The organism is Gammaproteobacteria bacterium (genome assembly GCA_013696315.1).
Classification (GTDB): domain Bacteria; phylum Pseudomonadota; class Gammaproteobacteria; order JACCYU01; family JACCYU01; genus JACCYU01.
Genome location: JACCYU010000096.1, coordinates 1 through 22856, shown reverse-complemented (window position 1 = coordinate 22856; position 22856 = coordinate 1). Strand labels below are relative to the sequence as shown.

At 60.6% G+C, this 22856-nt stretch carries 18 protein-coding genes and 4 pseudogenes; 11 read left to right on the top strand and 11 right to left on the bottom strand.

Annotated features, from left to right (window positions below):
• Together H0V34_05635 and H0V34_05630 are read right to left on the bottom strand one after the other, a co-directional pair.
• A partial coding sequence (locus H0V34_05635) for an AAA family ATPase (GenBank protein MBA2491193.1) occupies nucleotides 1-1292 on the bottom strand: 1292 nt, incomplete at its 3' end.
• A gap of 211 nt (nucleotides 1293-1503) precedes the next feature.
• Complete coding sequence (locus H0V34_05630) at nucleotides 1504-2007, bottom strand: flavin reductase (protein ID MBA2491192.1); 504 nt, start codon at nucleotides 2005-2007, stop codon at nucleotides 1504-1506.
• Nucleotides 2008-2604: 597 nt separating this feature from the next.
• On the opposite strand from H0V34_05630, the gene H0V34_05625 reads away from it, so the two are divergent.
• The 10 genes and pseudogenes from H0V34_05625 to H0V34_05580 all read left to right on the top strand — a co-directional run bounded on the left by H0V34_05625 (nucleotide 2605) and on the right by H0V34_05580 (nucleotide 11532).
• A complete protein-coding gene (locus H0V34_05625) occupies nucleotides 2605-4482 on the top strand; it encodes a diguanylate cyclase (GenBank protein ID MBA2491191.1) in 1878 nt (625 codons plus the stop codon).
• Nucleotides 4483-4602: pseudogene (locus H0V34_05620) on the top strand (diguanylate cyclase).
• Nucleotides 4546-5448: an EAL domain-containing protein gene (locus H0V34_05615; protein MBA2491190.1), complete on the top strand. Its 903-nt coding sequence runs from the start codon at nucleotides 4546-4548 to the stop codon at nucleotides 5446-5448. The pseudogene H0V34_05620 and the gene H0V34_05615 overlap by 57 nt, the downstream one beginning before the upstream one ends.
• A gap of 3 nt (nucleotides 5449-5451) precedes the next feature.
• The gene (locus tag H0V34_05610) at nucleotides 5452-6699 is read left to right on the top strand and encodes a CinA family nicotinamide mononucleotide deamidase-related protein (GenBank protein ID MBA2491189.1); all 1248 of its coding nucleotides are present in this window, start codon (nucleotides 5452-5454) and stop codon (nucleotides 6697-6699) included.
• Nucleotides 6700-6822: 123 nt separating this feature from the next.
• Nucleotides 6823-7290 (top strand): signal peptidase II, encoded by a 468-nt coding sequence (locus tag H0V34_05605; GenBank protein ID MBA2491188.1) that lies wholly within the window; start codon nucleotides 6823-6825, stop codon nucleotides 7288-7290.
• 3 nt (nucleotides 7291-7293) lie between these two features.
• On the top strand, nucleotides 7294-8229 hold the full coding sequence (locus H0V34_05600; GenBank protein MBA2491187.1) for a 2-dehydropantoate 2-reductase: 936 nt from the start codon (nucleotides 7294-7296) through the stop codon (nucleotides 8227-8229).
• 248 nt (nucleotides 8230-8477) lie between these two features.
• Nucleotides 8478-8867 (top strand): annotated as a pseudogene (locus H0V34_05595) (MCP four helix bundle domain-containing protein).
• 69 nt (nucleotides 8868-8936) lie between these two features.
• Nucleotides 8937-9706: pseudogene (locus H0V34_05590) on the top strand (PAS domain S-box protein).
• A gap of 71 nt (nucleotides 9707-9777) precedes the next feature.
• Nucleotides 9778-10812 (top strand): response regulator, encoded by a 1035-nt coding sequence (locus tag H0V34_05585; GenBank protein ID MBA2491186.1) that lies wholly within the window; start codon nucleotides 9778-9780, stop codon nucleotides 10810-10812.
• 162 nt (nucleotides 10813-10974) lie between these two features.
• Nucleotides 10975-11532, top strand: a complete 558-nt coding sequence (locus H0V34_05580; protein ID MBA2491185.1) for an NnrU family protein — start codon at nucleotides 10975-10977, stop codon at nucleotides 11530-11532.
• Nucleotides 11533-11659: 127 nt separating this feature from the next.
• Here H0V34_05580 and H0V34_05575 read toward each other — a convergent pair whose 3' ends face one another.
• Nucleotides 11660-12397 carry a hypothetical protein gene (locus tag H0V34_05575; GenBank protein MBA2491184.1) on the bottom strand — a complete coding sequence of 246 codons (738 nt, stop codon included), beginning with the start codon at nucleotides 12395-12397 and terminating at the stop codon, nucleotides 11660-11662.
• 133 nt (nucleotides 12398-12530) lie between these two features.
• The gene (gene metG, locus H0V34_05570; GenBank protein ID MBA2491183.1) at nucleotides 12531-14573 is read right to left on the bottom strand and encodes a methionine--tRNA ligase; all 2043 of its coding nucleotides are present in this window, start codon (nucleotides 14571-14573) and stop codon (nucleotides 12531-12533) included.
• 397 nt (nucleotides 14574-14970) lie between these two features.
• Between metG and apbC the strand changes: the two genes are divergently transcribed.
• Nucleotides 14971-16062 carry an iron-sulfur cluster carrier protein ApbC gene (gene apbC, locus H0V34_05565; protein MBA2491182.1) on the top strand — a complete coding sequence of 364 codons (1092 nt, stop codon included), beginning with the start codon at nucleotides 14971-14973 and terminating at the stop codon, nucleotides 16060-16062.
• Nucleotides 16063-16315: 253 nt separating this feature from the next.
• Here the strand turns inward: apbC and H0V34_05560 are convergent, their stop codons facing one another.
• The 7 genes and pseudogenes from H0V34_05560 to H0V34_05530 form a co-directional block, all read right to left on the bottom strand.
• Nucleotides 16316-17749 (bottom strand): hypothetical protein, encoded by a 1434-nt coding sequence (locus tag H0V34_05560; protein MBA2491181.1) that lies wholly within the window; start codon nucleotides 17747-17749, stop codon nucleotides 16316-16318.
• Between the two features lie 6 nt (nucleotides 17750-17755).
• Complete coding sequence (locus H0V34_05555; GenBank protein ID MBA2491180.1) at nucleotides 17756-18025, bottom strand: hypothetical protein; 270 nt, start codon at nucleotides 18023-18025, stop codon at nucleotides 17756-17758.
• A gap of 97 nt (nucleotides 18026-18122) precedes the next feature.
• Nucleotides 18123-19173, bottom strand: a pseudogene (locus H0V34_05550) (class I SAM-dependent methyltransferase).
• Between the two features lie 136 nt (nucleotides 19174-19309).
• Entirely contained in the window at nucleotides 19310-20644 is a 1335-nt protein-coding gene (locus H0V34_05545) for a vanadium-dependent haloperoxidase (GenBank protein ID MBA2491179.1), read from the bottom strand.
• Nucleotides 20645-20682: 38 nt separating this feature from the next.
• On the bottom strand, nucleotides 20683-20880 hold the full coding sequence (locus H0V34_05540) for a hypothetical protein (protein MBA2491178.1): 198 nt from the start codon (nucleotides 20878-20880) through the stop codon (nucleotides 20683-20685).
• Between the two features lie 175 nt (nucleotides 20881-21055).
• Nucleotides 21056-22366, bottom strand: coding sequence for a hypothetical protein (locus H0V34_05535; GenBank protein ID MBA2491177.1), 1311 nt, complete (start codon nucleotides 22364-22366; stop codon nucleotides 21056-21058).
• A 127-nt stretch (nucleotides 22367-22493) separates the two neighbouring features.
• Nucleotides 22494-22727 carry a hypothetical protein gene (locus H0V34_05530; protein ID MBA2491176.1) on the bottom strand — a complete coding sequence of 78 codons (234 nt, stop codon included), beginning with the start codon at nucleotides 22725-22727 and terminating at the stop codon, nucleotides 22494-22496.
• Nucleotides 22728-22856: the final 129 nt, after the last annotated feature.

The window sequence follows — 22856 nt, the reverse complement described above, 5'->3', positions numbered from 1 at the left end:
CCGACCGCGTCAATCTCGTATACCTTGCCATGCAACACCTCCGGTCTCACCATCATAGGCGTTGCACTAGAAGCTTGAGACCACCCTGCATAGAATGACGAGCCCATCGTCATTTTCGGGAAAGAAGTCGCGAACAGCCGCCTTAAGCAACGCCACGTCGCTTGGACCTTCGCAAAATATGGTGGGTTTCGACGTATCAAGCTGTTCTTGCATGGTTTCAAGTTCTTTCTCGCCTCCCTCATGTGCGGCTCAATTAAGTCCAGCAGGCCCATAGATAAATCCAGCGAGTTCAGATCGCCTGTGATCCGCTGGATGGACGTCGTCGGTGGTGATGCTTCCTTAGCCACCCGGAATAGCTTAACGGTCGCCGGATCGCTTTCACGGAACACGGAGTAGAAGGCCGGCGAATGCGTGGTCACAAACGTCTGAATGGTTTTGGCGTTCTGGACAAACTCCTTCGCCAATTCAAAACACCGATGAAGCTCCAGGTTATTCTCCGGTTCCTCATAACCCCATACGGTTACAGCTTTCGGACGTCCCGGTGCTGAAAGATGATTCGCCTGGACAGCAAGCCACCGCAACACAATTGGGATGTGTCGCACCTTGATGCCATCGCCGCGCTGCGTGAGCGAGAATGGTTTTCCGCCTGATACCGATGTGAATTCGAGCCGGGCAAACAGATCTCGAAGGCTGGGAGGTAATTCAATCGTAGTCTCCAGCTCTAGACCCTTCAGGATGTCCCTAAGGATGGATTGCGTATTTTTGTTAATAGTTTCAGTGAAAGAACCCGACGCCTGTCGAACCGGTTCCTCGACTGTGGCCTCAAGCATATCGTAAAGGTTGGTCATCAAAGTCTGGAAGTAATCCTCCCCTTTAATGGCAGGAACGTAGTCATACCGGATGGCATTCAAGAATGCAGGGAGCTTGGACCGCGAGCTCAGCTCCGACCGATCCTCATGCCTTATCGACTCCCGATGAATTCCCCCTTTACGCCACACCTTACGCCACAGGACAGGAACATTGTTACTGAAGGTGCGTGGGGGCGTTACCTCAAGCTCGACAATAACTTCTTCAGCTGCCTTGACTTTGGGTGGGGCAAATGCGCAGTAATCCCGCGCCCAGTCAAACTCGTACCCATGACGTGTGCCTCCGTTGAAAAAAAGGTCCAAGGCTCGGAGCACGTTCGATTTACCTCCGTCATTCGCACCAACGAAGATATTGATATCTTGGACTTTGTCGTTGAATGATACGATCGACCGAAAATTCCGAATGTCTATGGCCGTGATGTTCATGGCGGCTTTGGTCTCGCATCGTTAATATCCAGCGTCGTTCTCATAGGCGTATTCATGCACATTTGTGCACGAGATTAGCAGCAACGCGCGGAGTGTCCAAACATTGCCGAAGTATTGCATTAACGCGATAACGGAATCCGTGTTGGCAAACTCGTGAACTTGTTCCGGCGGGAGCAACATTTGCTCTCTGTCCGTGCCAGACCAGCCGCCGTCACGGACGCATCGTCGGGCCAGGCCAGGCGCGCGCGGGCTCGACGTTGCGCGCCATGCTCTCCAGTTCGCCCTGCGCCGCCTGCAGCAATCTTTCGTAGATCACCTGCTTGTCCGCGCGCATGTTGGCGCGGAAGTGGTCGCTGGTCATCAGCGGCCCGTCGCGTCCGCGCATAACGGATACGATGTCGCCGAGGAAGAAAGTCGATGCGCCCGTGTCCATGGCGTTGATCACGCGGCGTTCGAGGCCGGCCAGCACATCGACGAGCAGCGGGCAGCCGGTCTCGCCGGTGCGTAGTTCCAGCCCGGCCAGCTTGTCCGGCACGTCACGCGCGCTCTGCAGGCCTAGCCGCCAGATCAGCGTCCACTGATCGGTGCGCAGCAGATGCATGCCGAACACGCCGCTCCCGTAGATCAGATCGTGCGAAACGTTGGTCTTGGAGATATACATGGAAACGCGCGGCACGGTTGGCACCAGCGACGCGCGTTGCGCACTGTTGACAATCTGTCCGTGTGCGGTGCCCCTCGGCCGAGCTGGTAATTGCCACGACCGGAGAAGTGAGGTAGCGCAGCATCTGGTAGGTTAGGTCCATCGAGCGAATCTCGCGATGAAAAAATATATGTTGCCGCTGTGCCGGCTGTACGAAGCTGCGGCGCGATGGAAGCGGGTTCTAGCAGGAGAAGTTACGGTGGTTCCCGATTCGGCGCAGCACAGGCCGTAGAATCACCGTATGGGTCCTGCTGGCCATTCCGCGATTGTCCGCATGCGGGCATGCGACCGGGCGACAAGAAACACTAAATTCGATTGCGCCCTGGCAGCGGCACACATGGCCAGGCATTTACGAATGCGTCACGTCCGTCACACAGGTGGCGTTAATGCCGGCGGGCGATCTACGTCAAAGGTGGATCAGCGAGCGCGGTCACGAAGGTTCACTACGAACGCAGCGGGAGTAACATGAAGTGTGAGTCTGACGAAATGCGAACCTGAAGCGGCGTCGCAGGTCAATCTTGAGGCGGTCGCTCAGTATAGAACTTGGATACGGTCAGGAATCGCGTCAATGAACAGATTGTGGCTCCACTTAAGCTCGGACGTAGACCACACGTGACTCTAGACGAGCAGCGCGTAGCGCCGGCAACAGAGTATATCCCGTACGACTCAAGCGCGGCCGACCACGCGGACGAGATCCGCGGCGAACTGCTCGCGTTGCTGCATCGGCAGTTGCCGATTGGCCTGGTCGCCACGGTGATCATTGCTTTCCTCACTGCCTTTGTTCTCTGGGATCACGTGCCACGCGCCGCGATCGTCGGCTGGCTGGTACTCGTAAACGTCCTAACCGCGACTCGCTATTTTCTGCTTCTTGCTTACAACCGCGCCCGGCCCACGCCGCTCCAGGCGCGATACTGGGGGCGTTTGTCGCTGGTCGCGGTCGTGCTGGCGGGAGCCAGTTGGGGCATTCTCGGTGCTCTGCTGTTTCCGGCAGACAACCTGCCCTACCAAGCGCTCATTGGCGCCGTGCTGGCGGGCATGTCGGCCGCGAGTCTAACTACGCTCTCGCCACATCCCGGCGCCGCGTTCGCATTCCTGCTGCTCGCCTTAATGCCGTACGCGGCACGGCTGATGATGGAGAGTGAGCCGACGCAGATCACCATGGGCGCGATGACGCTGCTTTTCATGGTGCTGATGCGCATGGCGTCGCTCCGGCTGCATATGTCGTTTACGGGCGCGCTCAGAGTGAATTTTGAAAACGCGGAACTGCTACGGCGCGTCCGCTACTCCCGTGAACAGCAAGCGTCCGCCAATCGGGATTTGCAGGCCGAAATCGTCAGAAAAGGACTTGTGCAGGCGGCGCTGCAAGAGCGTGAGGCGCTGGTGCATGCCATTCTTTATTCGCTGAGCGCAAGCATCGCGGTTGTCGACGGGGCCGGCCGGGTTATCAGCATCAACCGGGCATGGCAGGCGCAGGCCCTGAAGAAGGACGACCCACTGCTGAGCGACGTCAAGTTGGCGACGGACTATCGGGCGCACTGCGCCGCGGTTGCGCATCGTGATCCGGTCGCTGTACAGGTCGGCGCCGAGGTCGAATCGATGCTGAGGCGCGACGCTTCCGAGGCGATGATCGAATACAGGCGGCGCGCGGCAGCGACAGAGGATAAATGGTATCGGATGTGGATCACCCAACTGCAGAGCGCGCAGGGCGGAGCGGTGATTTCGCGTCTCAACATCACGCAACACAAGCAGGCCGAGGAACGGCTGCTGCTGTCGGCTGTGTTCGAGAATACCAACGAGGCCATCCTTATTTTGGATACCCGTTTGTGCATAGTCGCCGTGAACAAGACTTTTGCCGAGATCACGGGGTATCAAGCGGACGAGGTTGTCGGTAAGCGGCCGAATTGGTTTCATCCTTATCGACAGAATTCTCGTTTCTACGCGAGTCTGCGGCATGCCGTCCGCGACACGGATCAATGGCAGGGCGAGACAGTCGGCTGGCGCAAGGATGGCGCCAGTTCTCCCGTATCAGGCAGTCTCAAGAGCGTGCGCGATGATCGGGGCAGGACGACTCACTACATCGTGGTGTTCTCGGATATCACTGAGCGCAAGGCGACGGAGCGCCACCTTTACGACCTCGCTCACCGGGATGCCCTTACCGGACTGCCCAACCGCGGCGTCCTTCGCGAACGGCTCAGACACGCCTTGGCGCAGGCGCGTCGACACGGTTGGCGCGTAGCCGTCATGTTTCTGGATCTCGACCGTTTCAAGCTCATGAACGATACGCTGGGCCACGAGGCCGGCGACCAATTGCTGCAAGAGGTAGCGCTTAGACTGATGCAGTGCGTGCGCGAGGAAGATACTGTCGCGCGCCTTGGCGGTGACGAGTTCACGGTAGTGCTGGAACAGCCGAGCCATTCCATGGATATTGGCAAGATCGCGAGAAAAATCTTGCGGACGCTGGCTCAACCCATAAGCTTAAACGGCCAGTAGATCTATACGAGCGCGAGCATCGGGATCAGCATCTATCCGGAGGACGGCGACGACGAGAACAGGATGCTGAAGAATGCGGATACCGCCATGTACCGCGCCAAGGAGCAGGGCCGAAACCGCTACCATTACTATACCGCCGAGATGAACACGAGTGCGCTCGAGCGAATCTGGGTCGAGAGTAATTTGCACCGCGCCATTTCGCGTCACGAATTGGAGCTGCTCTATCAACCGATCGTAAGGACAGGCACGGGTGAGATCTATAAATGCGAGGCCTTATTGCGGTGGCAGCACCCGGAGCGCGGTTGCATCTTGCCCGGCGAGTTCATCCCGATCGCCGAGGATACCGGAATGATCGCGTCTATCTGCGAGTGGGTCCTGAGCCAAGTTTGCAATCAGCTGCAGGGGTGGGAGCAGCTCGGGCTGCCGCTGGTTGCCATTACGATGAACGTCTCGGCGCGGCAGTTGCGCGCCGACGGTGCGATGGCAGCGCTGACGCAAATTTTCGGGCAGGCGCGACCGGCGCCGGCGCGTCTGGAGGTTGAGCTCACGGAAAGCAGCCTGGTAAGGGACAGGGAGAATGCAGCCGGTATTCTGCATCAGTTGCACGAGCTCGGCATCAAAATCGCCCTGGATGGCTTTGGCACCGGCTATTCATCCTTGAGCTTCCTCAAGCGCTTTCCTATCGACGTGGTGAAGATCGACCGATCCTTTATCGCGGACATCACCACCGACTCCGATGGCGCCGCCATCGCTTCCGCAATCATCGCCATGGCGCATAGCTTGAAACTCGAGGTCGTGGCGGAGGGCGTGGAGACTGCGGAACAGCTCGCTTTATTGCGGCGATGGGATTGTGACGCGGTACAGGGCTGTCACCTGAGTCAGCCGCTCACCGCGGAAGGCTTCATGCAGCTTGTGCAACGAGAAGGCAGGCTGGGACCGTCAGAGACCATTATCGATAGAGGCTGAGCGTTGCGCTGCGAAGTAATTGCCGTCGGCAGCGAGTTGCTGCTCGGCCAGCACATAGATACGAATTCGGCGTGGATCGGCGAGCAGCTGGCGCTGGCCGGCATCGACAGTCATTACCACACGCATGTGGGCGACAACCGCGCGCGCATCGTCGAGACATTGCGTATCGCGCTTAACCGCAATGATGCCGTGATCATGTGCGGTGGTCTGGGTCCCACGCACGACGACATCACGCGCGAGGCGATCGCGGAGATCATGGGCGTCGCGCTGGCGCGCGACGAGGCAATCGTCGAGCGCATCCGCGAACGCTTCGTCGCGCGCGGCCGCGAGATGCCGCAAAACAATCAGCGCCAGGCCGATGTGCCGGAGGGCGCGTCGCTGATTGCGCAGATGCCCGGCACCGCGCCGGGACTCGTCTGTCCGTTGCGCGACCGAGTGATTTACGCCGTGCCTGGTGTGCCGTACGAGATGCGCGAGATGATCGCGGGCACGGTCGTTCCCGATCTGCAGAAGCGCGCGGGCGCGGTGGCAATCATCAAGAGCCGCACCTTGCGCACCTGGGGCCAGTCCGAATCAGGTCTCGCCGAATTGCTTGAAACGCGCATCGCGGCGCTGGACGACACCGGAAATCCGACCCTGGCGCTGCTGGCGAGCGGTATCGAGGGCATCAAGGTGCGCATCACGGCCAGGGCGCGGGATGAGGCCACCGCGCAACGCCTGCTGGACGATGAAGACCGGAATTTGCGCGCGGTTCTGGGTGATCTGGTATTCGGCATCGATGCGCAGACCATGGAGTTCGCAGTGATCGATCTGTTGCGCGCAAAAAAGCTCACGCTCGCGGTGGCGGAAACCATGACCGGCGGGTTGATGAGCGCGCGCCTGACCCGAACGCCCGGCGTGGACGACATCCTGCGCGGCAGTGTCGTCGCCATCAACGCGGAAGCGCTTGAGCATGTGTTCGGCGCGCCGACGCCTGTCGATCCGAAAGCGGTAGCAGGAACCATGGCGGCGGGCGCCTGCGCGATGTTCGCCGCCGATGCAGGGCTGGCCGCGGTCTGCGTTGATGAAGATACCGAAGCGGCAAACGCGGCGCAGAACGATGTCGTGCTCGCCGTGACGATACAGGGAGAATTGGAGACGCGCGCCATCCGGCTGCCCGGCGACCGCGAGCGCAGACGCCAGTTCGCGGCGATCAACCTGCTGAACTTTCTGCGGCTGAAGCTCGCCGCGCGCGAAAGCAGCCAGGCGTAGATCGCTTGCTCGCTACCCGTCGCCGTCGCTATGGCGAACTCGCGATAGAAAAAGCTCAAGATCAAATTCCCTGATCGCTCAGACATTAACATCGTCCAACGCGCCGCGCTGGCACTCTGTATCGTGTGTCTTTGCATAATCGCCGACCTGGGTTCGAAGGCGGCTGTGCGCGTAACGTTGGCCGACGCGCCCGCCCGGTATTACCTGGGCGGCTGGCTGCGGCTGAGCCACTGGGAGAACGCGGGCACGATGATGAGCTTCGGCGACAGCCTGCCGCGCTCGTCGCGTTACTGGTTGTTTACTGTCGCCGCCGGAATGTTCGCCGCCGGGCTGATCGTTTTTCTGCTGACAAAGTCCGGGCTGACGGCGACGCAGATCACGGCGGGATCGCTGATCGCCGGCGGAACCTTGAGCAACGTTATCGACCGGCTGCTGCACGACGGGCGCGCGCTGGATTTCGTCAATATCGTGATGACGCCGTTGCACCTGATGCTCTTCAATCTGGCCGATGTGGCGATCGCGCTGGGAATAATCATGCTGCTTTACCTGGCCCTTCGGCGGTTGTTCATTAAATTATCAGGCGGGATTTAATCCATGCGCATAGCCGTTTTCGGCACTGGCGGAATCGGCGGCTACATCGGCGGCCGGCTGGTCGCCGGCGAGGACGTGGTGTTCGTCGCGCGCGGCAAGACTCTTGAAGCGCTGCGCACCGGCGGCTTGCGGGTCGATAGTATCGCGGGTGATTTCACCGTGCCGCGCGTGCAGGCCGTCGAAGGCACCGAACATGCAGGCACGTTCGATGTGGTGCTGTTGTGTGTCAAGGCCTGGCAGGTGGCGGACGCGGCGCGCGCACTGTCGCCCATGCTGGGGGCGGCGAGTTGCGTGCTGCCGCTGCAAAACGGCGTGGAAGCGCCCGCGATACTTGCCGCTGAACTAACTCGCGAGAAAGTGCTGGGCGGCCTGTGCAGTCTGATGGCTTACGTGATAGCGCCGGGCCATGTGCGTCACGCCGGCGGCGAACCATTCGTCAAATTCGGCGAACTGGGCAATCATCGCAGCGAACGGGTGGTTCGCATCCATCGTGCTTTCGAACGCGCGCATGGGCTGGCAGTCGAGATCGCACCCGACATCGACGCCGCGATGTGGGAGAAATTCCTATTCATCGCCGCCTGGGGCGGGGTGGGTTCCGTGGCGCGCGCGCCAGTCGGCATCATCCGCACGCAACCCGGCACGCGCAAAATGCTGCAACAGGCCATGATGGAAATCGTGAACGTCGCGAAAGCGCGCGGCGTCGATGTGCCGCCGGACGCGCCGGCAACCGCGCTGGATCTAATGGGCGGCATGCCGGATGACGCCACCGCCTCCATGCAGCGCGACATCATGGCAGGGATGCCTTCCGAGCTCGAAGCCCAGACCGGCGCGATGGTGCGCCTCGGCCGGGAGGCGGGAGTCGAGACGCCGATCAACGCGCTGATCTATGCAAGCCTGCTGCCGCGGGAACTGCACGCGCGCCGGCAACTGCATTGGTGATGCGTTCTGGCGTGACACTGCTACTGCGTAAGATCCGCTTCGGGGCAGCTTCAGTGAATCGCACGGTGCGCCGTGCGCACGTGGAAAAGATCCTTAGACTCCGCCCGGGAAGGTTGCGCGCGGCGCACCCGATCATGCTCTTGCTACTCGCAGTAACAATCCCGCCGCCGATGTGAGAGTACAATCAAACGCAGCTACCTGAGCGACTGCCCCGCTACCGGGGCGTAATAGAACCGGCGAAAGAACGCATGAGCAGCTCGAAAAAACTGTGGCTCGGATTCGGGACGCTGATTGTCCTGCTGGTGGTTTCCGTCCTGACAATGACTGTCCGTTTGCTGTCCATTGAAGGGCAGGTGAGTGAGTTGGCGAACGCTGCGCGCGCGCGCAGCGTGGCAGTGCGGGAGCTGGAAAGCGCCGTACTCAGCTACGCGCTGGACGTGCGTACGCACCTGCGAACTGACGACCCAGTCGCTCGACTGGCGGCGGCGGAACACGTGGAGGGCGTGGCGCGGTTGCTCGCCGCGTATCGACAGCTAGTGTCTACGGCTAACCAGCGCGAGCTTGCGGCCCGCTTTGCCGACCTGTGGCGGGAGTTCACGGCCGTCGGTGAGGATTTGCTGAGTGCCGGTAACCGCCAGCGGAGCGCGGGAAAAGGGGCCCGGCTGCACACGCTGCGTGTCGAGCTTCAGAGCTTTCTGGACGACGCGATGCAGATCGACGCAATCGCGGCCTACGATCGCAGCAAGGACGCCGCCTTCAAGAGCATGGACGCCATCATCGGCTTTGCCCTGACCCTGCTCGCGGTCTGCGTGGTTATCGCGGTCGCGACGAGCGTGGCCGTAGCCCGCGGTATCCTGAACACTGAGACGTCATTGCGTGAGCACCGGGAGCGATTGCGCGTCACGCTCGCCAGCATCGGCGACGCCATCATATCTACCGATGGCGAGGGTCGCGTGACCACGCTCAACGCCGTAGCCGAGGCGCTGACCGGATGGTCGCAGGAAGAGGCGGCGGGCCGCCCACTGGAGGAAGTGTACCGTATCATTAACGAAGAAACCCGCCAGTCGGTGGAGGATCCAGTCAAAAATGTGTTGTCACAAGGCGATGTCGTCGGACTGCGGACCACACCGTGCTGATACGCAGGGACGGCAGCGAGCGCTCCATCGACGATAGCGCCGCTCCAATTCGGGACAAGACTGGGCGAGTCATCGGTATCGTGCTGGTATTCCGCGACATCAGCGAACGTCGAAGGGAGGAACATCAGCGGCGCGGCAAGGAGCGCCGGTTCCGCATCGTCATCGAACAAGTCAGGGACTACGCTACCTTAACGACCGACCACCTGGGCCGGCCGACGAGCTGGAACGAGGGCGTCTTGCGGGTCCTGGGTTTCGAAGAAGCCGAGTTCATTGGCGCGGATATCGTGCCAACGATCTTCACGCCGGAAGACGTGCGCAACGGGGTCGCGCGGCTGGAATAGAAGATAGCAGCCGCCACAGGCAGCGCCACTGACGACCGCTGGATGCGGCGCTGGCGCCGATCCGCAACGCCGTGCAAATCATACGGGCCATGGACCGGCAGGCCGTTCGCTCGGCATCGGACATCATGGAGCGTCAAATCGGCCACTTGGTCCACCTGGTAGATGACTTGCTCGACGTAGGCCGCATCAGCCGCGGCAAAATCGAACTTCGCAGAGAGCGGGTTGACCTTGCCTCCGTGGTGAATCACGCGCTCGAGACTGTCGGCCCCCTGTGCGAGATCATGGGCCATAGACTCTCCGTCACTTTGCCGGCGCAGCCCGTTTACCTGCACGCGGACCCAATCCGGCTGGCTCAGGTCGTAGACAACCTGCTTACCAACGCCTGTAAGTTTACGCACACGGACGGGCGGATTGACCTGCTGGTCGAGTCGGAGCAAGAGCAGGTCGTCATCCGCGTGCGGGACAACGGCATCGGCCTCTCCAGTGAACAACTTCCCGCCGTATTCGAGATGTTCAGTCAGCTCGATACATCGCTGGAACGTTCGCAGAGCGGGCTGGGCATCGGTCTGACGCTGGTCAAGAGTCTGGTGGAGCTGCACGGCGGTACGGTCGCCGCCAGCAGTGCCGGTGCGGACCAGGGAAGCGAGTTCGTAATCCGTTTGCCGGCCTCGGCCGCGATGCCCGAAGCGCCGCCGCTACCAGAGACTGACGCCAGCGAGCCGGCCTCCACCGGGGCCCACCGTATTCTCGTAGTCGACGATAACCGGGACTCGGCCACGTCTCTCGCCCTGCTGTTGAGGATGGCCGGCAACGAAACGTACACCGCTTTTGACGGCCTTGAAGCGATGGAAGCGGCGGCGAAGTTCAGGCCCGACGTCATATTGCTTGACATCGGTCTGCCGAAACTCAACGGCTATGAGGCGGCGCGCGAGATACGCGCACAGCCGTGGGGCAAAAGAATCGCACTGGTGGCCCTGACCGGCTGGGGACAGGCGGAAGACCGTCGCCGCTCTGAGGAAGTCGGCTTCAACGCCCACCTGGTCAAACCCGTGGCCCTTGTCACGCTCACAAAGCTGCTGGCGGAACTGCGGCCGACGGCGGTTTGACAGGCGGGTGACGCATTTTAGCTAGTGCTTAATTTAGGCCGCCAGTCCCGTTGGCGACCTGCCGATGGGCAACGTGTCCCGACCTGCCTTCGTGAGTAAGACTCGACTTCGGATGTGCTTGCGCTTACGCTTTTGATCAACGCTACTTTCATCTGCTGACGCATGCTGCTGCTTACTCTTGGGATCATCGTCTTCGCCGGCGTACATCTGGTGCCCGGCTTTCCAGCATTGCGTGAACGGCTGACAGGGCGGTTCGGTGAAGGCGGTTACATGGTCCTCTTCTCGGGCGTTGCTTTAGTCGGGCTGTTATTGATCATCTTTGGCAAAAGCGCCGCTGATTTCGTGGCCTTGTGGCAGCCCCCAGGCTGGGGGCGCGCGGCAGCATTGCTGATCACCCCGCTCGGGTTTGTCCTCCTCGCAGCCGCGTACCTTCCAACGAACATCAAACGGTTCACGGCGCACCCTATGCTGTGGGGTGTCAGCGCATGGGCCGCCGCACACCTGCTGGCCAACGGCGATCTGGCATCGCTAGTGCTGTTCGGCGGCCTGGGCAGCTTCGCTTTGATCGACATGTGGTTGGCCAGCAAGCGCGGAGCGAAGATGTCAGCTATGAGGCAGCCCGTGGTCAAAGATCTAATGACCGTAATCGCGGGCCTTGTCGCGTACAGCCTTTTTCTCACCCTGCATCCCTACCTGTTTGGAGTAGCGGTGATCGCATGAGGCAGGTCGCGACCGTTTGATCCGCAGCGCCAGATTCGCTTTGATGTCGTTCGCGGCGAAAGCTGGTAGCGCACGCCGGATAAGCCCGGTGCGCGCAGCGCACCTTACAAGCTACTGGAACGCCTTATTAGCTTCGGGGCGAAATCGCGGCAAATGAAGCATCTCCGTAGAGTACCGCCCCCGTTTCCCCTGGGGCTTCCGGCCAGGTCGAATATGGGAAAGAGCGCAGGTGCAACCGCACATCGGCAGGATGGATGCCTGCGTTGAGCATGAAATCTATTAGTCTTGGCAAATGAACCCGATCAGGATGCTTATTGCCCCAAGTGATCATGAAGCCCAATGGAAAATACTTTAGGCACCAAAATTGGATCGGTGGGGATTTGAAGAAGTCGGTAAGCAGCGCGCCGTCGCGAATCGCGACCTGACGCCGATAAGGATAAACCCAATAGTAGATGTCTATTCCGTCAGGGAGCGGGCGGCTAATGTCACCGAAGAAGTATGCTGCTTCCGTAAGCAGCGGGTCGCGCTCCCTGCGTTCAATGCCGAGAGCGAACAAGTGACCCAAAACGGAACGAGCTACCAAGCCGGGGGTGATTGTGACAGCGGTAACTTCTGGGACGGTGATAGCGGACTTGAGCAAACGTGCGACGCTATTACTGAATTCAATAAGTGCTCGATCATATGTGGCGCCAAGAAGCGAACTGTTACAGTGTTCACACAAGCTGCGGAAGTTGACGCCGCTCTGCATATGCCTTCTCTTCTTTCTTCCTGCTGGGCGTTCGGCACCCAGCAATTCAACGATGTGTAATAAGTCGGCTTGCGGGATTCCGAGAGTACCCTTTGGTGGTATGTGATCCTCGGTCAATGGCCCGCAAGAATCACAAATGTTGCAGTGACCGACCTTCGGGCCACGAGTACTTACAAACCCGAACTTGTTGAGCAATTGAGCCACGGCTTTTTGAGGGCTAACAATGATTACGGTGCAGCGCGCAGCTTATTCATTTCACCCGCATACCCGCCTTCGCGCCCGCGTCCGGCTTGAGCAGGAAGATGTCCTTGCCGCCGGGGCCGGCGGCGAGCACCATGCCTTCGGAGAGGCCGAATCGCATCTTGCGTGGCGCGAGGTTGGCGACGACGATCGTCAGCCGTCCGATCAGTTGCTCCGGCGTGTAGGCCTGCTTGATGCCGGCGAACACCGTGCGCGTTTCGCCGCCGAGATTAATGCGCAATTGCAGGAGTTTGTCCGCGCCTTCCACCGGCTGCGCCTGCACGATTTCGGCTAGGCGCAGGTCCAGCTTGGCGAAGTCCTCAAAATTGACCTCAGGTGCTATCGGGTCTTTCTCCAGCACGGTTTGCTCAATGGTGGCGGCGGCCGGGGTGTTGCTGACGGTTTCTTTCGAGGCGTCGATCATGGCGTTAATCTCGTCTTTACCGATACGGGTTAAAAGTGGTTTGTAGGGGTTTATCCGGTGTCCTTCCACAAGAGGCTCGCTCGTATCTATCCATTGCAGCTTCGGGATATTAAGAAATTTCTCCGCGGCTGCCGCGACAGACGGAAGTATCGGCGAAATATATAGCACCAGGTCGCGAAACAGCGCGAGCGCTGTCGAGCAAACGGTGTGTAGTTCAACACGCTTGTGAGGTTGTTTGGCGAGCTCCCAGGGTTTCCTCGCGTCTACGTACTGGTTCGCGGAATCGGCGAGTTGCATGATCTTGCGCACCGCCTTGCCGTATTCGCGTGATTCGTAATAACCGGCAATTTCGTCCGAGTCCAACGCGGAGTTATATTCGAATTCCGTCCTGAAATCCGGCTCGCCGAGTTTCTCATCGAAGTGTTTGATGATGAAGCCGGCGCAACGGCTGGCGATGTTCACGAATTTGCCCACGAGGTCGCTATTCACTCGCGCAACGAAGTCATCGAAATTCAGGTCGATGTCATCCACGCCGGCGCGCAGCTTGGCGGCGAAGTAATAGCGCAGATACTCCGGGTTTTTGACGTGTTCCAGATACGTGCGCGCCATGATGAAGGTGCCGCGGGACTTGGACATCTTCTGCCCGTTGACGGTGAGGAAGCCGTGGCAGTAGACGCCGGTGGGTTTGCGAAAGCCGGCCCCTTGCAGCATCGCCGGCCAGAACAAGGTGTGGAAATAGGCAATGTCCTTGCCGATGAAGTGATAAAGCTCGGCCTCGCTGCTTTCGGCCCAGTAATGGTCGAAGGCGACGCCTTCGCGGTCGCAGTAAATCTTGAAACTCGCCATGTAGCCGATCGGCGCGTCCAGCCACACATAAAAATACTTTCCTGGCGCATCCGGAATCTCGAAGCCGAAGTAGGGCGCGTCGCGCGAAATATCCCAGTCCTTGAGGCCGGCTTCGAACCATTCGTTGAGCTTGTTGCGGATCTCCGGCTGCAGCGAGCCGGTTTGCATCCACGCCGCCAGGTCGTGCTCGAATTTGCCCAGGGTGAAAAAGTAATGTTCCGATTCACGGGTTTCCGGCACCGCGCCCGATAACACGGAACGCGGATTTTTAAGGTCCGTCGGCGCGTACGTCGCGCCGCACACCTCGCACGAATCGCCGTACTGATCCGGCGCGCCGCAGCGCGGGCACTCGCCCTTGATGAAGCGGTCGGGCAGGAACATTTTGACTTCCGGATCGAAGGCCTGCGAGATGGTGCGCTTCGCGATGAATCCCCGTTCGTTCAGCCGACGGTAGATGTGCTCCGAAAGCGCGCGATTCTCCTCGGAGTGCGTGCTGTGGTAGTTGTCAAAGCCGACGAGAAAATCCCTGAAGTCCGCCTGATGCTCGCGTCCAATTCGTTCGATTAAGTGCTCGGGCGTAACGCCAAGCTCGCGCGCTTTCAGCATGATCGGCGTGCCGTGAGAATCGTCGGCGCATACGTAAATGCAGTCGTGGCCGCGCAGCTTCTGGAAGCGTACCCAGATGTCGGTCTGGATATATTCCACGAGATGCCCCAGATGGATAGGCCCGTTGGCGTAGGGCAGCGCGCTGGTGACGAGGATTTTTCTTTTCGCGTTACTCATTCAGATCTTGCTGGGTGGCGCCTGGATGCCAGCTATTTATTATGAGCATAGCCAGGATTAAGCCTGTCATTCTGAAGGAGTGCAACGACTGATAAATCTTGTACCACTCAAGCGTTGGTACAGATTCTTCGCTTCTCTCAGAATGACAAACGAGTTCTGGGAGAGGCTCCAAGTGAATGTTGACTTTAACATCGCACCTTAACAGCTAGACTTTATCACCGCCACGGCCGGTCGGGTTATCGCGCCGTGCCGCATGCGATACAATCGAGGCTCATTATTATCGTGGTTTGTGCCGGCCCGCTAACGCGGATCGCGTCCCCATTCACTTTGCGACACACAGGCGCGGCGCTCCAGCCGCGACCACTGCGCTTACCGGCATACCAGGAGGAATTATCCAGTGACGGAACTATCCCGCGAACAGGTCGAAGCGGCGCTCAAAGGCGTGATCGATCCCCATTCGGGCACGGACCTGGTCTCGGAAAAATCGATTGCCGATATCGCGATCGATGGCCGCCGTGTCCATGTGAACGTCGTGCTCGGTTACCCGGCCGAAGGCTTCAAAGACGAATTGGCCGCGCGGGTGCGTGAGGCGGTCGAGGGTGTTGCAGGCGTGCGTGAGGCGCGGGTCGATGTGTCGTGGAAGATTCAGTCGCGCGCCGTGCAAAAGTCGCTCAAGCCCATGCAGAACGTCAAGAACATCATCGCTGTTGCCTCGGGCAAGGGCGGCGTCGGCAAGTCCACCACCGCGGTAAACCTGGCACTGGCGCTGGCGGCCGAAGGTGCTGTGGCGGGTATTCTGGACGCGGATATTTACGGTCCCAGCCAGCCGCGCATGCTGGGGCTTGTCGGCCAGCCGGAATCGAAGGACGGCAAGAGTCTGGAGCCGAAAGAAAACCACGGCATTCAGGCCATGTCGATTGGCTTTCTGATCGACGAAGAAACGCCCATGATCTGGCGCGGCCCCATGGTCACGCAGGCGCTGGAGCAGTTGCTGAACGATACGCGCTGGCGCGATCTCGATTATCTGATCGTCGATCTGCCGCCCGGCACCGGGGATATTCAATTAACCCTGGCACAGAAGATTCCGGTCTCGGGCGCGGTCATCGTCACCACGCCGCAGGACATCGCGCTGCTGGATGCGCGCCGGGGCCTGAAAATGTTCGAGAAGGTCGATGTGCCCGTGCTCGGCATCGTCGAAAACATGAGCACGCACATCTGTTCGAATTGCGGCCACGAGGAGCATATTTTCGGCGAGGGGGGTGCTGAGCGCATGAGCCGGGACTACGGCGTGGACGTGCTGGGTTCGCTGCCGCTGGACATCCACATCCGCGAACAGGCCGACAGCGGCACGCCCACCGTGGTGGCCGACCCGGATGGCAAGGTGGCGGCAATCTATCGCGACATCGCGCGCCGCACCGCGGCGAAGCTCGCGTTGAGGGGCAAGGATTTCAGCGCCCGCTTCCCGAAGATTGTGATTCAGAACAATTAGGCGGCTAAATCAGGTATTTCAGAAGCTGTAGGTCGGCAATCCTTTGCCGACAAGCTGGTAGGTCGGTAATCCTTTCCCAACGCGCTGTCGCCAAGGGATCGGCGGCCTACGGTTCACTACGCCTTTAGCCATAACAGTCCACTGGCGTACGGTGCCGCGTGCAATCCTGTTGCGCGACGCCAGGTACTTCAAGGAAACGCAATGACTATTGCGTATGGCTAAAGCTGGGCGAGATCGATGTTGGCGCGGTCACCTAGCCCGCGAGACTTTCCCGAAATACAGTCTCGGCATCGGTGAAGCGATCCGCCTGCAGCAGGGCCGCGCCCAGTGACTGGCTGACCGGGTAATACCAGAAAGGCGGCTCCATATAGAACAGTGAATCCTGAATCTTGACCGCCTGCCGGAACTCGCCGACCGCGCGCTCATAATTGTGCTCAGCCTGCGCGATCCGCCCGGCGACGACCCGGCGCGCCAGTCGCAGCAATTCGCTGGCCGGTACGCCGCCCGCGTCCAGCGCGCTGATATCCTCATCTTTGCCGATGACGGCGATGGCATCAGCCTCGCGGCGCGCGGCGTTTGTGTCGCCGCGCGCGGCCAGCGCCACCCCGCGCGCGTAGTGCCACATGGCCTTGACGTAGGGAAAGCGGTTGCCGGGATCGGGTTCGCGCAGGGTGATGGCCGGATCGCTGAACTGCGCATGGGCAAAATAAGGCGCGGCCTCGATCATCTGCACCCAGGGAACGGCGGCCGTCACAGAGTCGGACAGCAGGCCTGGCAGCTTCCGGGAGGCCACAAGCGCGGTTTTAGCGTCGCCCGCCATGCGCGCCGATTCCAGCAGCGAATGCACGTTGTGCGGATAGTAGCCGAAGGCGTACATCTCGCTCGCTTCCGAGCCGGCTCGCGCCAGGTACGCTTCGTCCGCCGCGACCGCATTCTCGTTGACCGCGATGGCGTCCCGAAAGCGGCCGGTGCGGAAGTAGATGTGGAAGGGCATGTGCAAGAGATGTCCGGCGCCGGGTATCTGCGCGCCCAGCCGATCGGCATAAACTTCCGCGCGCTCCGGCGCTTTGGAAGCCTCCATCGCGTGGATATACAGGTGAATCGCGTACGGATGATTCGGCGCTTTTGCCAGCGCGCGGCCCAGCGTCTCGACGAGCTTACCCACCGGAGCTTTCAGCGTAAGGCCATCCGCCTCCCAGTAATTCCAGGGCGAGAGGTTCATTAGCGCATCGGCGTACATCGAGGCGATATCGACATCGCCCGGGAAGCGCGCCGCTACTTCGCCCATTGCGTTCGCATAAGCCTCGTTGAGTGCCGCCTGATCGGCCTCGGGTTCTATCGAGTAGCGCTTTTCCAATGCTTGGATCAGCGCGCGTTCGCGCGCGTTCTCATCTGTCATTCTTGCCTTGGCGTTCTCGATCGCGGCGACCGCCTGTCTCATCGCCGCCGGCTCAATCGGTGCATTGATGTTCGGGCCAAGGGCGAAAGCCTCGCCCCAGTAGCACATCGCGCACTCCGGGTCGAGCTGCCGCGCTTTGCGGAAAGCGCGCCAGGCCTCCACGTGATTGAAGGCGTAGGCCAGGCGCAGCCCCTGGTCAAAGTAGCGCTGCGCCATCGGGTTATCCGTTGTGATCGGATAGCTGAGCTCGCCCAGGTTATCGTACAAGGGCGGATCATCATCGAACATCGAACCTTACTCTTGCGCAAGCTTCGCCAGCTCCAGGCGTCGCGCGTACGCCGCATGTTTGCCATGCGCGCCGTGATGCTCGTGCAATCCGCACACGGGCGCGAGCAGGTGGGTGGGAAAAAAGTCTTGATTCCCGGTCGCTCCGTCGTTAAGCGGTCGCGCGAGCGACTCATCGTGCGCCGGGCCGTGCGCGAGAACCGGCGCGGCCGCAAGCGCCGCGATGAACAGCAAGTTGCGGGTCAGCTTAGGACTACCGATGCCTATTGAGCTTTTCATGATCCTGCTCCGATTGTTGATTGCTTTCGCCGTTTGGGTACGCTTCGCCTGGGCCGCGCGAGGTCTGCGTATCTTTCGTCCCTTCCCGGTGCCGCTATCACGGTCGCGCCTCCAGCACCAGGTTGAACGGTGTCTCGGCGGCGCGGCGGAAGCGACTGAAGCCGGCATCGCGCATGATCTCGCGCAATCGGGCCTCGCCCGCCTGCGCACCAAGCGCGAGCCCGACCTCCTGGGAGAGCGAATTGGCCGTGCAGATGGCGGTGGAGGCGGCGTAGTACAGTCGCCCGACCGCGTTGAGGTTGTCCTCCACGTTATTTCCGGCAAATGGCTCGACGAGCAGCACCGCGCCGTCCTCGGCCAGCGCCTGGCGAGCATGTTTCGCTGCGCCCAGGGGATCGCCCATGTCGTGCAGACAGTCCATGAAGCAGATCAGGTCGTAGTCGTTTCCCGGATAGTCCTTCGCCGTGGCCATCTCAAATTTCACCCGGCCATCGAGACCCGCCTCCTCGGCCCGGGCTCGCGCGGTATTGATCGACCCGGCGTGATAATCCAAACCGACGAAGGCCGCGTTCGGATAGGCCGAGCCATGACGATGGTGGAGGCGCCGTGGCCGCAGCCTACGTCGGCCACCTTGCCGCCGGACTTCAGCTTTGCGTCCACGCCGTCCAGCGCAGGGATCCAGACCGTGGTCAGATTGGCCTTGTACCCCCACCGAAAGAACGCCTCGGTGCCGAAGAAGAGCCGGTGATGCTCGTGCCAGCCGATGCCATCGCCCGTGCGGAAGGCGTTGATCACCTTTTCCTCGTCCAGCCACAAGCTCGCCACGACCTCAACCGCAGGTGGATTGAACGCCGGGCTCTCCTATTTTTCCCTAACACCATGGCCTGCTCGTCGGGCAGTTCATAGGTGCGCTCCGCCGGGTCGTAGCTGACGTAGCCGCCGGCCGCCTGATTGTTCAGCCATTCGCGCACGTAGCGCTCGTGCGTGCCGGTCTTTGTGGCCAGCTCCGCGGCAGTCATCGGGCCATCGCCGGCCATTGCTTTGTACAGGCCGAGCTTGTGGCCGATGGTGGTCATCACGCCCGACATGCCGGCCGCCATGCCAGCGACTGCCTGGTGCATGAAGGCTTCAAGTTTCGATTGATCGATCGTCATGTCATCTTTCCTCTTGTCACGTGTTCGTTATGCGGGTTAACAGCGCACGGGCGCCTCGCTTCCTCTTCGTTCCGCATTAAGCGCGGACAGGCTGGCGCGTGCAGGATGGTGCGAGTCGTTTGACTTAGCCTCAATCATCGTCGTCCTTGAAGCGCACACGGTTAACGATCGTCTGACCGATGCATTGTCCGGCCGCAAGACCGTCATCGTTGTCGAAAGGATAGTGAATGCCCCCATAGAGCCTGGATGCCGCCGCCTCGGTCGCGGCCTGATCAAAGGAGCCAAACGTGCGGGGCTTCTGGGCAGGCACCAGCCCGTGGTCGCTATGCGTCGTGTCGGTGAGGGACTTGATCCCGAACATGTCGGTGAGCACGCGCGCCGCCGCCGCCGATTGCGCCGAGTGCCCGGAGGTGTAGCTCGGAAAGCCCGGCGTCGGGGTGTAAGGCGCCCAATAGGCGTCGATATGGTCATTGATGTAGGTCACGGGACGCTGCACGTTATACAAGTACTTCGCGCTCCAGCACGCGATGAAAGCGTCGTGCACGGCAATGCCGACGCGCGCATACGCCTCGGCGGCAGCCGCCAACGACAAGTCGTCTTCGCGCGCGATCTGGCTGACGATCGCGATCCAGTGTCCCGGCGGCGTGCCGGTGGCGCCAGCGCCGTCGGCCCAGTAGTCGGCAATCGTTTTCTGATCGGCGCTGAGACTTGTGCCCGTCTCATAGACTTCGAGTGCGGCCGCAAAGAAGTCCGAGGAAACATCGGTGGAGAACGCCGGATGGCCGGGTGCTGCGCATTCCTCCCCCGAAATCAGCACCATCGGCCGGATGAGACCCCAGCAGGGTTGCGCGGGGCTTGGACTGAAAAGCGGGGGCGTCGGCTCCCAGGCGCCTGGCACGGATAAAGGGAAATACGGGCACTCGTTATGGCTCGCAAATCCGTCAGTGGCGGCCCAGTCGAGGATTGCCCTCGTCACCGCCCGGCCGTGCGCCGCAGAACGTCGATATAGCTGTTTGCTAACCATCGCACTCTGCAGGGACGCGATGTGCCGCTTCAGTTTCCTGAGCATGCGCAAGGATTCCTTGGACATGGCCGGATAGAGACCGCGGATCGTCCTGGCAAGCACCGTATTCGCCACCGTCGGCCAGTGATACCTCTTGTTCTGCTTGGGCCGCGGCATGGACGTAAGGCCGTTCAATTGGCGTGCGAGCGGGCGATGCGTCTTCGTCCCCGCCACGAGCGCCTCGTACAGCGCGACGGCGGTGATGCCGTAGATACGCGAAGCGGGCGGCGGGGCTGTCTCCTCGGCCTTCACGATGTCGTAAAGCTGTTCGAACCACGTGGACGCCACGTCCGACGAGAATTCGTCCGCGGACTTTCTGGTGTAGTCAGTATCCGCCCATGCCCACGCATTGCCGAGCAACAGCGCGGTCACTAAAGTGAGTTGCAGCGTTACTTTTCGCATGTTGCCTCCTCGTCTCTCTGACATGAGTTAAAGGTGCGTTAGAGTCTTTCGCGGATGATTCCCCGATCCTGTTCGCAGTCGCGGGCGCTACTGCCGTTGTTCACGGTCACGCTGGTGTTCGGCACGATGGCCAAAGATTGCGAGAAAGTACTCACGGGACCCGTATCGAAGTCGCGCTGTCCCGGCGGGATCGCCTGCGCGATGGACGAGAAGGCGAAGGTCGCCACTGCCGCCATGGTCAAACTCCAGGAACCATGCTTGTGTTTCCGTGATTGAAAAAAGTCATGGTCTTGCTCCGATCGTGAATGAATGAGTCATTGCGAGGCAGGGACGCCGAAGCAATCTGTTCGGCAGATTGCCGCGTCTGCTACGACGCCTCGCAATGACTGGTGGCTGAGCCCCGCGGCGTCCTTAATCCGTCGACATCTGGCGCGGTAGTGAGAACTCGGACGTATTCGCCGCAACCACATTGGTCGCCGTGGCGGTCACGCTGTCTGCAAAGACCGCCTTGGACGGTACGAACGTGAAGCTGACGTTGCCGTTGGCGTTGGTGCTCACGGCCTTATTGCCGATGAATTTCTTGCCTTCGCTCTCGCCTGTGGGATTGGCGAAGAACTCGACCAGGAAGGCCTTCCTGGGAGTGCTGTTAAGCTTGCCCTTGATCGTGAGTCCCTCGCCGCTGAAGGCGGCGGAGGTGATGACCGGCGCGTTCTGCAGGTCGTTTTCACCGGCGTCGGGATCTTTGGGATCGTTGGAGTTCTGGCCGTCGTTGCCTAAGTCGATGCCTAGCGTGCCGTTGGCGAAGATCGAGTTGAACTGGATGCGGTTACCGGAGGCATCGCCATCTGCGAAGAATGACTTGATGACGACCCCGCCCAGTCCGTTGAAGGCGATGATGTTGGCCTCGGCCACGCTGCCTCCGATGGTGCTGCGAGATGCATCGACGATCTCGACGCCGTCGCGATCGTTGCCCAAAGCAGCGGTGCCGTTCTTATCAGTGCCGATGTAGTTGCCTTGCACCTTGTTGCCGACCGAGCCGACGTTGAGGGAGACGCCGACTTGGTTGCCCGAGATCAGGTTGCGGTCAGCAGGCGAGTTGCCTCCGATGGTGTTGGCGTCGCCATTGTTAACAAGCACGCCGCCGAAGTCGCCGTTGCCGAGATCGACCGTACCGGTGGGGTCGGTGCCGAGGAAGTTGCCCTCCACCTTGTTGTTATTGCCCTTAATGCGGATGCCGGAGTTGCTGAAGCGGTTGATCACGAGCCCTCTGATCACGGAATTAGAACCGGTATCGCTGATACTGAGGCCATCACCGTTGTTCCCGGCGAAGGTTTCGGCGAGCTGCATGAGTACGATCGCATCGTCGCCTACCTTCTTGGTGTTGGGCTTGGCGCCCGGCTGGGTGTAGCCGTTGATGGTTACTGGCTGCGTGATCTCCAGCGCACTGGTCGGAAGGATGGTCTTTATCCCGACGCCGGGGATGGCGAAGTTGATGGTGTCCGCGCTGGATGTAGCGTTCGTCTGCTGGATGGCCGCCCGCAAGGTGCATTGGAGTCCGGTGCCGGGGTTGCCGTCCGTGTCGCAGATGCCGTCCGCAACGGCGCTGTCGGCTTGATCTCCCGTCAAGTTGACGGTGAAGGAGGCGGCGAGGGCGGGGTTAGTCATCAGGCCCAGCGCCATTAAGCGCGTCGCGGTCAAACTCGTTGATTGCAAAGATTTCATAGTCTCGTGCTCGGATTGGGAGGTTGGATTGGACCGAAGGCCGTAGCCCAACGCTGATTGCAAGGATCGCCACTTTCGCCGGTGGGTTAAGGCGCGCGCGCCATAACCCACCGGCCCGGCACATCGTCTACAACAAGTCCGCGCGGAAGTCGTCCACCTTGAGGCGAAAGCGCAGGTTCACGCCCGCGGTCACGTTGAAGCCGAGCAGCTTCTGTACGGCTTCGCCGCTTGCATTCTTAAAGGGCACGGTGCCGCCGGTAATCGCGCGCGCAATCGGCTTGCCGATGTCGATCAGCTCCTGTCCCTCCGAGACGGCCGTGTGACCGTCGCCGAGATTGTAGAATTGCGTGGGTGGTCTCAAGCTTCTAGTGCAACGCCTATGATGGTGAGACCGGAGGTGTTGCATGGCAAGGTATACGAGATTGACGCGGTCGGAGCGTGCGGAGTTGAGTCTGCGTTTGTCATGGGGTTGGCGTTACCGGCAGATTGC

Excerpts from the sequence above, each read along its gene's own strand:
- H0V34_05600 (MBA2491187.1), top strand. The coding sequence starts at position 7,294 with ATGCGCATAGCCGTTTTCGGCACTGGCGGAATCGGCGGCTACATCGGC.
- H0V34_05535 (MBA2491177.1), bottom strand. The coding sequence starts at position 22,366 with ATGAAATCTTTGCAATCAACGAGTTTGACCGCGACGCGCTTAATGGCG.
- H0V34_05545 (MBA2491179.1), bottom strand. The coding sequence starts at position 20,644 with ATGCGAAAAGTAACGCTGCAACTCACTTTAGTGACCGCGCTGTTGCTC.
- H0V34_05555 (MBA2491180.1), bottom strand. The coding sequence starts at position 18,025 with ATGAAAAGCTCAATAGGCATCGGTAGTCCTAAGCTGACCCGCAACTTG.
- H0V34_05540 (MBA2491178.1), bottom strand. The coding sequence starts at position 20,880 with ATGGCGGCAGTGGCGACCTTCGCCTTCTCGTCCATCGCGCAGGCGATC.
- H0V34_05580 (MBA2491185.1), top strand. The coding sequence starts at position 10,975 with ATGCTGCTGCTTACTCTTGGGATCATCGTCTTCGCCGGCGTACATCTG.
- H0V34_05560 (MBA2491181.1), bottom strand. The coding sequence starts at position 17,749 with ATGTTCGATGATGATCCGCCCTTGTACGATAACCTGGGCGAGCTCAGC.
- metG (MBA2491183.1), bottom strand. The coding sequence starts at position 14,573 with ATGAGTAACGCGAAAAGAAAAATCCTCGTCACCAGCGCGCTGCCCTAC.
- H0V34_05615 (MBA2491190.1), top strand. The coding sequence starts at position 4,546 with ATGCTGAAGAATGCGGATACCGCCATGTACCGCGCCAAGGAGCAGGGC.